This is a genomic window from Sphingomonas arenae (genome assembly GCF_016924655.1).
GTDB classification, from domain to species: domain Bacteria; phylum Pseudomonadota; class Alphaproteobacteria; order Sphingomonadales; family Sphingomonadaceae; genus Sphingomicrobium; species Sphingomicrobium arenae.
Genome location: NZ_JAFFJU010000002.1, coordinates 628,772 through 640,817 on the forward strand (window position 1 = coordinate 628,772; position 12,046 = coordinate 640,817).

The 12,046-nt window shown below is 67.1% G+C and carries 13 protein-coding genes; 8 read left to right on the top strand and 5 right to left on the bottom strand.

Features of this window, described 5'->3' with window-relative positions; genetic code table 11:
* Positions 1-56: 56 nt before the first annotated feature.
* Positions 57-1,214: a DUF1996 domain-containing protein gene (locus tag JT720_RS09170; RefSeq protein WP_205480955.1), complete on the top strand. Its 1,158-nt coding sequence runs from the start codon at positions 57-59 to the stop codon at positions 1,212-1,214.
* Positions 1,215-1,244: 30 nt separating this feature from the next.
* Here JT720_RS09170 and JT720_RS09175 read toward each other — a convergent pair whose 3' ends face one another.
* A complete protein-coding gene (locus JT720_RS09175; protein ID WP_205480957.1) occupies positions 1,245-2,561 on the bottom strand; it encodes a UDP-glucose dehydrogenase family protein in 1,317 nt (438 codons plus the stop codon).
* 104 nt (positions 2,562-2,665) lie between these two features.
* Here JT720_RS09175 and JT720_RS09180 point away from each other — a divergent pair, with 104 nt between their 5' ends.
* The 6 genes from JT720_RS09180 (at position 2,666) to JT720_RS09205 (ending at position 8,182) form a co-directional block, all read left to right on the top strand.
* Complete coding sequence (locus tag JT720_RS09180) at positions 2,666-3,748, top strand: potassium channel family protein (protein WP_205480959.1); 1,083 nt, start codon at positions 2,666-2,668, stop codon at positions 3,746-3,748.
* A gap of 45 nt (positions 3,749-3,793) precedes the next feature.
* Positions 3,794-5,155, top strand: a complete 1,362-nt coding sequence (gene rimO / locus JT720_RS09185; RefSeq protein WP_205480961.1) for a 30S ribosomal protein S12 methylthiotransferase RimO — start codon at positions 3,794-3,796, stop codon at positions 5,153-5,155.
* A gap of 74 nt (positions 5,156-5,229) precedes the next feature.
* Positions 5,230-5,466: an acyl carrier protein gene (locus JT720_RS09190; protein WP_192586890.1), complete on the top strand. Its 237-nt coding sequence runs from the start codon at positions 5,230-5,232 to the stop codon at positions 5,464-5,466.
* Between the two features lie 175 nt (positions 5,467-5,641).
* Positions 5,642-6,904, top strand: a complete 1,263-nt coding sequence (gene fabF / locus JT720_RS09195) for a beta-ketoacyl-ACP synthase II (RefSeq protein WP_205481388.1) — start codon at positions 5,642-5,644, stop codon at positions 6,902-6,904.
* A gap of 8 nt (positions 6,905-6,912) precedes the next feature.
* Complete coding sequence (gene mltG, locus JT720_RS09200; protein WP_205480963.1) at positions 6,913-7,875, top strand: endolytic transglycosylase MltG; 963 nt, start codon at positions 6,913-6,915, stop codon at positions 7,873-7,875.
* 142 nt (positions 7,876-8,017) lie between these two features.
* The gene (locus JT720_RS09205; RefSeq protein WP_205480965.1) at positions 8,018-8,182 is read left to right on the top strand and encodes a hypothetical protein; all 165 of its coding nucleotides are present in this window, start codon (positions 8,018-8,020) and stop codon (positions 8,180-8,182) included.
* A gap of 19 nt (positions 8,183-8,201) precedes the next feature.
* On the opposite strand, the gene JT720_RS09210 is transcribed toward JT720_RS09205, so the two are convergent.
* The 4 genes from JT720_RS09210 to JT720_RS09225 all read right to left on the bottom strand — a co-directional run bounded on the left by JT720_RS09210 (position 8,202) and on the right by JT720_RS09225 (position 11,486).
* The gene (locus tag JT720_RS09210; RefSeq protein ID WP_336511981.1) at positions 8,202-8,429 is read right to left on the bottom strand and encodes an SH3 domain-containing protein; all 228 of its coding nucleotides are present in this window, start codon (positions 8,427-8,429) and stop codon (positions 8,202-8,204) included.
* A gap of 82 nt (positions 8,430-8,511) precedes the next feature.
* Positions 8,512-8,871 carry a MarR family transcriptional regulator gene (locus JT720_RS09215; RefSeq protein ID WP_205481390.1) on the bottom strand — a complete coding sequence of 120 codons (360 nt, stop codon included), beginning with the start codon at positions 8,869-8,871 and terminating at the stop codon, positions 8,512-8,514.
* A gap of 131 nt (positions 8,872-9,002) precedes the next feature.
* Positions 9,003-10,400, bottom strand: a complete 1,398-nt coding sequence (locus JT720_RS09220; protein WP_205481391.1) for a leucyl aminopeptidase family protein — start codon at positions 10,398-10,400, stop codon at positions 9,003-9,005.
* A gap of 12 nt (positions 10,401-10,412) precedes the next feature.
* Positions 10,413-11,486 carry a calcium:cation antiporter gene (locus JT720_RS09225; RefSeq protein WP_237219823.1) on the bottom strand — a complete coding sequence of 358 codons (1,074 nt, stop codon included), beginning with the start codon at positions 11,484-11,486 and terminating at the stop codon, positions 10,413-10,415.
* Between the two features lie 86 nt (positions 11,487-11,572).
* Between JT720_RS09225 and JT720_RS09230 the strand changes: the two genes are divergently transcribed.
* Positions 11,573-12,034, top strand: a complete 462-nt coding sequence (locus JT720_RS09230) for a vgr related protein (protein ID WP_205480969.1) — start codon at positions 11,573-11,575, stop codon at positions 12,032-12,034.
* Positions 12,035-12,046: the final 12 nt, after the last annotated feature.

A 12,046-nucleotide genomic window follows, 5' to 3' on the forward strand; every position in this document is an offset into this window, starting at 1 on the left:
ATGGCGCAGCCGACCGGACATTGCCGGTTCAGGGGCTCGGGGCCACAGGGTCAGCGATGGATGTGATGGCGCGTGTTCGATCGGGCCTGGTGGCCGTTGTGGTCCTCGGCTCCATGGGCTGGGCTCCGGCCGCAGGCGCAGGGGCGCGCCCGGACCCCGTGGCGAGCCCGCGCGGGCTGACCGGGATGGAGCCGATCGCCTCCGAGTTCGATGTCATGACCAGGCTCCAGAAGAGCTGGGGGCATGGCAAGGCCGCCAAGGACAACGGCAAGGATGTCGTCGGCGCCTTCCGGATGCTGTGCGGGGCGGGTGTCATCAAGGATGTGGACAACATCGTAGCCTTCGGCAGGCGCTCGCCGCACACGCACCAGATCGCGGGCAACGAAGGGACCACAGCGACGTCGACCTACCGCGACCTGCGCACTTCGGGCAGCAGCTCCTGCGGGAACGAGGCGAACCGGACCAACTACTGGATGCCGGTGCTGCTGAACGGCCGGGGAGAGTATGTGCAGCCGGACTATCTGCTGCTCTATTACAAGCGCCGTCCGGCGTCCGACCCCAAGTGCCAGGGCTTCAACGATGCGGTGCAGGCGCAGGGCAAGTGCGTTCCCCTGCCGAATGGCCTGCGGATGATCGCCGGCTACGACTTTGCGACCGGAAAGGCCGAAGGGCTGCACTTCAACTGCGCCGGTGGGCCGGACACGAAGAACAAGCGGAATCTGGAGGAGCTGCAGGCGACCTGCCCGGCCAACAAGCAGTTCATTGCCACCGTGACGTTTCCGTCGTGCTGGGACGGCGAGAACCTGGATAGTGCCGACCACCGGAGCCACATGGCCTATCCGGGCTATGGCTCACGCGGGTGGCTGAAGTGCCCGTCGAGCCACCCCTATGTGATCCCGACGCTGGAGCAGAAGTACGCGTTCAGCCAGGCTCCGGGCGAGGTGTACAGCTATGCCAGTGACGCGCAGGTGCCCGGCGCCAAGCGCGGCGAGACGGGCCATGGCGATTTCTTCGAGGCTTGGGACCCTGTCGCCAAGCAGATGTGGGAAGATAATTGCCTCAACAAGCGGCTGAACTGCTCAGGGGGGGACCTTGGCAACGGCTGGCAGATCAAGGGCGCCGACAAGCCCCGCTACGGGTGGAAGAACCCGCGCCGGCTGGTCAGGATGACGGAAGCGCAACCCGAGCAGGGCCACTCGGCGCACGGGCACTAGGCACGCGCGCGCCTCGCTCAGGGCGTGCGGTCAGGCTTTGACCTCGCCGCGCCCGACGCCGCGGTAGCTCAGACCCACGCGGGCAACCTCCTGCGGTTCGTAGATGTTGCGCAGGTCGATGAGCGCATTGCCCTTCATGGCGCCGGCGATCCGCTTGAGGTCGAGAGCGCGGAATTCGTCCCATTCGGTTACGAGCACGAGCGCGTCGGCCCCTTCCGCCGCGGCATAGCTGTCGTTGGCGAAGTCTACGTTCTTGAGCAGCGGGCGGGCGGCTTCGATGCCGACGGGATCGAATGCGACCACCGAAGCGCCGCCCTGCTGAAGGCGCTCAATCAGCGCCAGGCTAGGAGCGTCGCGCATATCGTCGGTGTTGGGCTTGAAGGTCAGGCCGAGGACTGCGACCCGCTTGCCCTCGAGGGAGCCGCCCAAGGCATCGCGGACGCGATCGGCCATGCTGACCTTCCGCTCCTCGTTGACGTCCACGACGCTGTTCACGATGCGCATGGGCACGCCGTACTTCTGGCCGGTCTGGAGCAGGGCGAGCGTGTCCTTGGGGAAGCAGCTGCCGCCGTAGCCCGGGCCGGCATGGAGGAACTTGGGGCCGATGCGATTGTCGAGGCCGATGCCGCGCGCCACGTCCTGCACGTCGCCGCCGACCGTCTCGCACAGGTCCGCCATCTCGTTGATGAAGCTGATCTTGGTCGCGAGGAAGGCGTTGGCGGCGTACTTGATGATCTCGGCCGTGCGCCGACCGGTGAACAGGATTGGCGCCTTGTTGAGGAACAGCGGTCGGTAGACCTCGCGCAGCACCTCGCGGGCGCGGTCGTCCTCGGCGCCGACCACGATGCGGTCGGGAATCTTGAAGTCGCGGATGGCGGCGCCTTCGCGCAGGAACTCCGGGTTGGAGGCGACGCTGGTGCCTTCCGGCGCATTGTTCTCGGCGAGGATGCGCGCGATTTCGTCGCCGGTGCCGACGGGGACGGTCGACTTGGTGACCACCACGGCCGGGCCGGTCAGGGTCTCCGCAATCTCCTTGGCGGCGGCGTAGACGTAGGTGAGGTCGGCGTGGCCGTCTTCCTTGCGCGACGGGGTGCCGACCGCGATGAACACGGCATCGACATCCTTCAGGCCCTCGGCAAGATCGGTCGTGAAGTTCAGCCGCCCGCGCTTGACGTTATGGGCGACCAGCGCCTCCAGCCCCGGTTCCCAGATCGGCATCCGCCCGGCATGGAGCCCGTCGATCTTGGCCTGGTCCTTGTCGACGCAGGTCACCTGATGCCCGAAATCGGCGAAGCAGGCTCCGGACACCAGGCCGACGTAGCCCGTCCCGATCATCGCAATGCGCATTCAACACTCCTCAAGGCCCCCGGCCGCGGACGGCGTCTGTAGCCAGCAACAAACATGGTGGCCAGTCGTTGCATGGCCGGTTCGTTCGACGCAGAAAGTGGGGAATGACAAGGGAGTTCGTGTCACGCCGTCCCAGCCCGGGACCATGGCGACAGATCAGGGACCCCAATCACCTGCTCCTGCGGCGGCAGCCGACGCTGAGCGGCTGGGCGCAGTTCTTCATCCGCATGGCCCTGGCATTCGGGCTGCTGGCGCTGGTGATCGCCTTCCACTGGGTGGAGCGGGACAGCCTCAAGGACAACTACGACAATCACATCAGCTTCGCCGACATCATCTACTTCACGATGATCAGCGCCACGACGACGGGCTATGGCGACATCGTCCCGATCACCGAGCGAGCCCGCCTGTTCGACGCGCTGATCGTCACTCCCATTCGGATCTTCTTCCTGCTGATCCTGGCAGGAACCGCCTACACCTTCGTCATCAAACGCCTCTGGAGCAAATGGCTCATGCAACGGCTGCAGCAGACCCTGACCGGCCATACGGTGGTCGTGGGCTATGGAACGTCCGGTTCCGAGACCATCAACGAACTGATCGCCCGCGGCACGCCGCCAAAGGACATCGTCGTGGTCGAGTGCGACCCGGCCGCGGCCGAAGAAGCCGAATCGATCGGCTGCACCGTGCTCGAGGGGGACGCCACCCGAGATGCGACGTTGAGCGCCGTGAGGATCGCCAATGCTCGCGCCCTGCTCGTCTCCGCAGGGCGGGACGACACTTCGATCCTCGTGTGCCTGACCGCCCGTCACCTGGCCCCAGACCTGCCCATCACCGTGCTGGTGAAGGCCGGCGACAACGAGGTGCCCGCCCGCGCGGCCGGCGCGACGACCGTGATCAATCCGGTCAGCTTCGCCGGCCTGCTGATGGCGGGATCGGCGCAGGGACTGGGTATCGCCGACTATATGGCAGACCTTGCTTCCGCCGCAGGCCGGGTGCAGCTGCGCGAACGGGTGGTGACCCCGGAAGAGATCGGACGCCCGCTATCGGAAATTCGCTCCGGCATGGGGTTGCGCATCCTGCGCAGGGGGCGCCCGATCGGCTTCTGGGAGGAAGGCACCACCATCCTCCAGCAAGGCGACCGGCTGATCGAGATCGTGCCCAACCACCCGCCGGTCGGAGCGCCGGCCTAAGCGCCTCGATTTTGCCTGAAATTTCGGCTAAGGGCGCCGCCTCCCATGGCAACTGTACTCCCCTCCCCGCCGCGTGTCGGCATGGTCTCGCTCGGCTGTCCCAAGAATCTGGTCGACTCCGAGCGCATCCTGTCGAAGCTTCGCGCCGACGGCTATGAGATGTCCGCCGACTATGCCGGCGCGGACGTTGTGCTGGTCAACACCTGCGGCTTCCTCGACTCCGCCAAGGAGGAGAGCCTGGAAGCGATCGGCGAGGCCATTGCCGAGAACGGCCGCGTGGTCGTCACCGGCTGCATGGGCCGGGAGGCCGAGGTCATCCGCGAGCGCTTCCCGCAAGTGCTGGCGATCACCGGCGCGCACCAGTATGAGCAGGTGGTCGAGGCCGTGCACGAGGCGGCTCCGCCGGTGCCGTCGCCCTATCTCGACCTGGTGCCGCAGGCGCGGCCCGAGACGGGGCTGAAGCTGACGCCGCGGCACTATGGCTATCTCAAAATCTCCGAAGGCTGCAATCACCGCTGCGCCTTCTGCATCATCCCGCAGATCCGCGGCGACCTGGTCAGCCGGCGGCCGGACGCGATCCTGCGCGAGGCGGAAAAGCTGGTGGCGGCGGGCACGAAGGAACTGCTGGTCATCAGCCAGGACACGAGCGCCTACGGCCTCGACCTGAAGCATGCCGCCTGGCCGTGGAAGGGCGGCGAGGTTCGCGCGCACATGACCGACCTGGCGCGGGCGCTCGGTGGGCTGGGCGCCTGGGTGCGCCTCCACTACGTCTACCCCTACCCGCACGTGGACCGGGTCATTCCGCTGATGGCCGAAGGGCTGGTGCTTCCCTACCTCGACATTCCTTTCCAGCACGCCAGCCCCAAGGTGCTGAAAGCGATGCGCCGGCCGGCGAACGAGGCCAAGGTGCTGGAGCGCTTGCGCGAATGGCGGGCCCTGGTGCCGGACCTCGCCGTGCGGTCGAGCTTCGTGGTCGGCTTCCCCGGCGAGACCGAGGAAGACTTCGACTATCTTCTCCAATGGCTCCAGGAAGCTCAGCTGGACCGCGTCGGGGCATTCCGCTTCGAACCGGTCGAAGGCGCGCCTGCCAACGACCTTCCGGGCCATGTCCCCGAAGAGGTCAAGGAAGAACGCTACGCCCGGGTCATGGAGCTGACCGCGCGCATCTCTGCCGCGAAGCTGGCGGCGAAGGTCGGCAAGACCATCGACGTGATCATCGATGCCGTCGACGCGGAGACGGGCGGCGCGACCGGTCGGTCCAAGGCCGATGCGCCGGAGATTGATGGCGAAGTCCACCTGCGCGACGCCGGACATCTGGCCGCGGGCGACATCGTTCGGGTGCTGGTGGAGGAATCCGACGAGCACGACCTGTTCGGCGTTCCGGAGCGCGTAGCGGCGGCGGCCTGAGCTTCACGAGGCTTGCCCCCCTGCTCCCCCGCCGCTAGGGGCGGACTCAAATCATTCTGGGAGGATACAGGGACATGAGCGAGACTGCCGAACGCGTGAAGAAGATCGTTGTCGAGCACCTCGGCGTCGAGGCGGAGAAGGTCACCGAGGAGGCGAGCTTCATCGACGATCTGGGCGCCGACAGCCTCGACATCGTCGAGCTGGTGATGGCTTTCGAGGAGGAATTCGGGGTCGAGATCCCGGACGATGCGGCCGAGAAGATCACCACCGTCAAGGACGCGATCGACTACATCGACCAGAACCAGGGCTAAGGATTTCCGGGCTCAGCCGGTCCTTCGATACGCCGCTCACGCGGCTACTCAGGATGAGCGGACTGACCTATACCGCTCATGCTGAAACAGGCATGAAGCGGAGCGGATTGCCGTATCGAAGCACAGGCTCAGCCCCTCGGGGTTGGGCCTGTTTCGCTTGAACGAGGAATACAAGATGCGCCGTGTCGTGGTTACCGGTCTGGGTCTCGTCACTCCGCTCGGGGCGGATGTGGAGACCACGTGGAAGAACATCCTGGCGGGCAAGAGCGGCGCTGGGCCGATCACCCGCTTCGACGCTTCCGACCAGAAGTGCCGGATCGCCTGCGAGGTGAAGCCGGCCGACCATGACTATGGCTTCGACGCGAGCAAGCGGGTCGACCACAAGATCCAGCGCCAGGTCGATCCCTTCATCGTCTACGGCCTCGACGCGGCCGGGCAGGCAATCGAGGATGCCGGCCTGCTGGACATGCCGGAAGAGATGAAATTCCGAGCCGGCTGCTCGATCGGCTCGGGCATCGGCGGGCTTCCGGGAATCGAGTCCGAGAGCCTGGTCCTCCACGAGAAGGGTCCTGGCCGGGTCAGCCCGCACTTCGTGCACGGGCGGTTGATCAACCTCATCTCGGGGCAAGTCTCCATCAAATACGGCCTGATGGGTCCGAACCATGCGGTGGTGACGGCCTGCTCGACCGGTGCGCATTCGATCGGGGACGCGGCGCGGATGATCCGTGACGACGATGCCGACATCATGGTGGCCGGCGGCGCGGAAGCGACCATCTGCCCGATCGGCATCGCCGGGTTCGCCCAGGCGCGGGCGCTTTCGACGGCGTTCAACGACCAGCCGGAAAAGGCCTCGCGTCCCTACGACAAGGATCGCGACGGCTTCGTCATGGGCGAAGGCGCGGGCGTGGTTGTTCTCGAGGAATATGAGCATGCCAAGCGGCGCGGCGCGAAGATCTACGCCGAGGTCGTGGGCTATGGGCTGTCGGGTGACGCCTACCATGTGACGGCGCCGCATCCGGAGGGCTCGGGCGCCTACCGGTCGATGGAGATGGCGATGAAGAAGTCGGGGCTGGACCTCGGCGACATCGATTACATCAACGCCCACGGCACCTCGACGCCGCTCGGCGACGAGCTGGAGCTGGGCGCTGTGCGCAAGCTGTTCGGCAACCACCTGGGTGACATGTCGATGAGCTCGACCAAGTCCGCGATCGGGCACCTGCTCGGCGGCGCGGGCGCGGTGGAGAGCATCTTCTGCATCCTCGCGATCCGGGACCAAATCGTCCCGCCCACGCTCAACCTCGACAATCCCTCGGACGGCTGCGTCGGCGTCGACCTGGTCCCGCATACCGCCAAGCCGCGGCGGGTGCGGGCGGCGCTGAACAACAGCTTCGGCTTTGGCGGGACGAATGCGTCGCTGGTGATGAAGGCGGTCGACTGACAGCGACGATGAAGCGGCTGCTCCTGATTGCCGTAGCGGCTGGCCTGCTTGTTGGCACTCTCGGCGCCTGGCTCCTGTGGTGGGGAGGCGGCGCGCCAAAGGACGAGACCATCGTCGTCGAGGAAGGCGCCACGCTGACCAGCCTGTGCCCGGGCCTCGAGCGCAAGGGACTGATCCCGGGCAATTGCACGACCTATCGGGCCATGGCGCGGCTGTTCGGCTCGGCCGACGGCATCCAGGCGGGCGAGTTCGAGGTGCCGGCGGGGACGAGCGGCGCGGCACTGCTCGACCTGCTGCAGCATGGGCAGCCCGTGTCGCGGCTGGTGACCATCCCCGAGGGCACGCCGTCGATCATCGTGCAGGAGAAGGTTGCCGCCCTGCCCTTCCTGACGGGTGCGGCGCCGCTGCCGGCGGAGGGGTCGGTGCTCCCGGACAGCTATGGCTACAAGCGCGGTGAAGCGCGGGCGGCGGTGATCGGGCGAATGCAGGCGGCGATGACGCGGACGGTGGACGAGCTTTGGCCGAAGCGGACGCCGACCTGCCCGGTGAGCACGAAGCAGGAGGCGGTGACCCTGGCCTCCATCGTCGAGAAAGAGACCGGCAAGGCCTCCGAACGGCGCGCGGTGGCGGGCGTCTACTGCAACCGACTGAAGATCGGCATGAAGCTGGATGCGGACCCGACCGTCATCTATCCGGTGACCAAAGGCAAGCCGCTCGGCCGCCGCATCCTGCGGTCGGAGCTGAACGCCGACACCGGCTACAATACGTACCGCCGGGCAGGCCTGCCGCTCGGCCCGATCGCCAACCCAGGGCGGGAGAGCATCGCGGCTGTGCTCGATCCCGAGCAGCACCAGTACATCTACTTCGTCGCCGACGGCACGGGCGGCCATGTCTTCGCCCGCACGCTCGCCGAGCACAATGCAAACGTCGCCAAGTGGTACGCGATCAGGCGACAGCGCGGCGAGATGTGACGCCGAGGCGGCGGCGCTGACCCGAGGCTCTCGGGTCGTGTGTTCGCTCGAGTCTACGCCGTTCCGAAGAACATTCGTCGAAGCCGCCGGCCGTTTGCCGAAGCAAGATTTGGTTCGATTCTGGAAGTGTCAGTGGTGGGACATGGGTCCCGACATTGAAACCATTGCCGATACGCCATCAGACCGCCGCGATCCCGGCGAACAGGAGCCGAAAGCCGACCGCAGCACGGACGAGCACGCCGGTTACGTGGGCGTCCCCAACGACCTGATTCCGTACCTGGACCTGATGTTTCCGCCCGAGGGCTGACGGCTTCAGGCGTCGGCGTTCAGCCGAGCGCCCCGCTGCGCACATAGCCGACGCGCCGGTCGTCGCCCGCATAGCCCCAAGCCCAGCCACGGCTGTTGTCGAGCATGTCGAGGGTTGCGCCGGCGGGCAGCTGGGCGAGCGTCTCGGACGCCTCGTCGGGAGCCCTCTTCAGGCTGGCGGCAGCGCTGAGGGTGCGGCGGAGCGGCTCGGCGAAGTGCGACGCGATAACCTCTCCCGCCAGCGCCACGTCCGCCAGGTCCTTGCGATAGGCGTGGGTCGCCGGATCGGGCAGGCGGGATGGTCCGCTCAGGGGAAAGCCGCCCTGAGGGCTATCGATGGGCGTGCGCGAGCTGGGTGAGCGCTGGGCGGCGGTTGCCTCCGTCGCCTTCTGGCCGATCGCCGGAGCCCCGGATGTTGCGCTTGAAGCCTTCAAGAAAATCTGCCCCGGAGCTGGTGCGGACGACAAACACGTTACGGCGGTCGTCCTGATCGCGTTCGCGGCGCAGATAGCCGAGTGCACCCAGCGTATTCAAGGCGCGCGTCACGACCGGCTTGGAAACCCCGAGAACCCGAGCCAGCCCGCGAACCGTGTGAGGCCCCGGGGTGAGGTAGACAATCATCAGGAGGGCCATCTGCCGGTTGGTGAGGTCAGGCTCGCCAGAGCGCACATACGCAACCAGCGCTCGCATCCACCCGCTTAGCGAAACATCGCTCATTGGACTGGGAAACTCCCTTCCTCGCGCACTGCCACGGTTAACCGAGGAGGAAGAGAAATGTTGCGTGAACGACGCAGCTTAGCCCGAAAAAAGAGACGTTCCCGTTACGGAACCGGAAAGCGGCCCGCCAGTGCTGCATAAACCGCCCGCAAGCCGAGCGCCTCACCGCCCTTGGGCCGACCAGGCTTGGCGACCGGTCGCCAGGCGAAAGTGTCGAGGTGGGCCCAGGCGGTGCCCTCGGGCACGAACCGGCGGAGGAACAGCGCGGCCGTGACGGACCCGGCGAACGATGAGTCGGCGCTGTTGACCATGTCGGCGATGTCGGACTTCAGCATGTCGTCATATCCGTCCCACAACGGCATTCGCCAGAGCGGGTCCGATGCCTCGCGCGAGGCGGCTAGCAACTGCTCGGCGAGCGAATCGTCGTTGACGAACAGCGCCGGCAGGTCCGGCCCGAGTGCCACTCGCGCCGCTCCGGTCAGCGTTGCAAAGTCGACGATCAGCTCCGGTTGCTCCTCGCCCGCGCGGGTCAGCGCGTCCCCCAGGATCAACCGGCCTTCCGCGTCGGTGTTGTCGATCTCGACGCGGGTTCCGGCCTTGCTGCGGAGAATGTCGCCAGGCCGGAAGGCTCCGCCGGCGACGGCATTCTCGACGGCGGGGATGAGCAGATGCAGCCGCACCGGCAGCCGCGCGCCCGCGATCAGCCGCGCAAGGGCCAGCGCGTGCGCCGCCCCGCCCATGTCCTTCTTCATCAGGCGCATCCCGCTGGCGGGCTTGAGGTCGAGGCCCCCGCTGTCGAAGCAGACGCCCTTGCCGATCACGGCAATCCGCGGATGTGCCGGGTTGCCCCAGCTGGCCTCGATCATTCGCGGCGCACGCCCTGGCACAGCCGCGGCGCCGACAGCGGCGACCATCGGATAGCCTCGCTCGAGATCCTCGCCGGACGTGACGGTCACCTCCGCACCGACCTCCCTGGCCCAGGCCCGGACCGCCCCTTCGAGCTCGGCGGGTCCGAGGTCGCCGGCAGGCGTGTCGACCAAGTCACGCACCATCGCTGTCGCTTCGGCGAGCCGCACTGCCTCATCGATGCGCGCTGCCTCGCCCGTGAGCAGGACGCGGGCGCCGCGATCCGGCGAAGGCTTGCTCTTGTACTGGTCGAACCGGTGCTGGGCGAGCAGCCAGCCGAGTGTCGCCGGACCGACGCTGCCCTCCGCGGGCCGATAGGAGCCAGCCGGCAAGCGGTCCGCTGCTCCCGCAAGGCACCAGGGTGACAGTGCCGACCGGTCCTTCACGGCCAGCGCGACCTCGAACTCGCCGCCGTCGCGCGGCAGGATCAGGAGCGCGCCCTCCGACTTGCCGTCGAAGCGCTGCGCCTCGGCAAGCGCGCGGTCGCTGGCGGGACGCGTCTTCAGCCATTCTTCGGTGCTTGCCGCATCGAGGAGGTGGATTCGGCGAGCCGTCTGGGCCCGGTCCGGCTGAAGCAAGGCAGCAAAGTCGGTCAGGGCTCGTCTCCGTCAAGGAAGGATGGTGGTCATGAGATAGGCGGCGAAGATCACCAGGTGGATTGCGCCGTGGAGGTAGGTGGTTCGCCCCCGTGCCAGCGACAGCGAAGCGACGAACAGCGTCAGGGCCAAGAGCGTCATGCCGGTGTTGTTCAGGCCCAAGGCCAACGGCAGGTCCAGCGAGAAGGACACCACCGTCACGACCGGGATGGTCAGCCCGATCGTCGCCAGTGCTGAGCCGAGCGCAAGGTTGAGGCTGGTCTGCATGCGGTTGGTGCGAGCAGCGCGGACAGCGGCCACGCTTTCCGGCAGAAGAACGATGGCCGCGATCGCGATGCCGACGACGGCCCGGGGCAGGCCCGCAGACGCGACGGCACCTTCGAGCGGGCCGGACAGCGACTTGGCCATCAGCACCACGACGACCAGGCTCACCAGCAGCGCGGCGAAGGACAGCCATGCAGCCTTGTCCGTCGGCGGTTCGGCATGGACCCCGGGGACCTCCTTGAGCGGTCCATGCGGCAGGAAATAGTCGCGGTTCCGGACCGTCTGCACGAACACGAAGGTGAGATAGAGAATGAGCGAGAAGCTCGCGACGAAGGCGAGCTGGGCGGGCGAATAGACCGGTCCCGGCACAGTCGTCGTATAGTTGGGCAGGACCAGGCTGAGAATCAGCAGGGTTGCAAGGGTGCTGAGCGCGGCCGTTGCGCCGGTTCGGGTAAACCGAGCCTCCTTCTGGTGACGCGCGCCCGCGAGCAGGCAGAGCCCGAGCAACAGGTTGAGGATGATCATGGCGGCCGCAACAACGGTGTCGCGGGCGAGCGTGGACGCGGCTTCCCGATTGGCGAGCATCAGCGAGACGATCAGTCCCGCTTCGATCACCGTTACCGCTACGGCGAGGATCAACGTGCCGAAGGGCTCGCCCACCCGGTGCGCTACAACCTCTGCATGATGGACCGCGGCCAGCACGACGCCGATGAGCACCAGTCCCGTCAGCCACGGAGCCACCAGGCCGAGGGCCTGTCCGGCGAGTTCCACCAGCCCAAGGACCGGCAGGACCCATACCCAGCTGCGTACGGAAAGCCTCATCGGCTCGCACATGGCGAGTCGGCCGGACGAGGGCAACCCGGGTGTAGAGGCTGGAACCCGGCGGGCGATCGGCTATTCCTGAGCCCATGCCCCGCCGTGCCTCACGCCCACTGACGTCCGGGGAGATCGCCATCTCCCGCAGCGTGTTCGGGGACGCGATCGACTATGAGCCGGTGCGGATGATCCGGGGCAAGTGGTGGCCGTTCCAGCCGCGCGGGATCGTGATGGCTCCAACCGGGCACATCCACTTCCACCCGGACGATCCGAACTGGCGGGAGGACTTCAGTGACGCGGTGCTGAGCCTGCAGGGGCTCTTCATCCACGAGATGACGCACGTCTGGCAGGCGCAGGTCCGTGGCCGTTTCTACCTGCCGCTGATGCGGCATCCGTTCTGCCGCTATGCCTACCGCTTCGAACCGGGCAAGCCGTTCCACGCTTATGGGCTGGAGCAGCAGGCGGAGATCGTGCGCCACGCCTTCCTGCTGAAGCGGGGCGCGCAGCTTGCGAACGTCGCTGATCCCGGAATTCTGCCGTTTGCGAGCGCCTGAGCCGCTGTCACC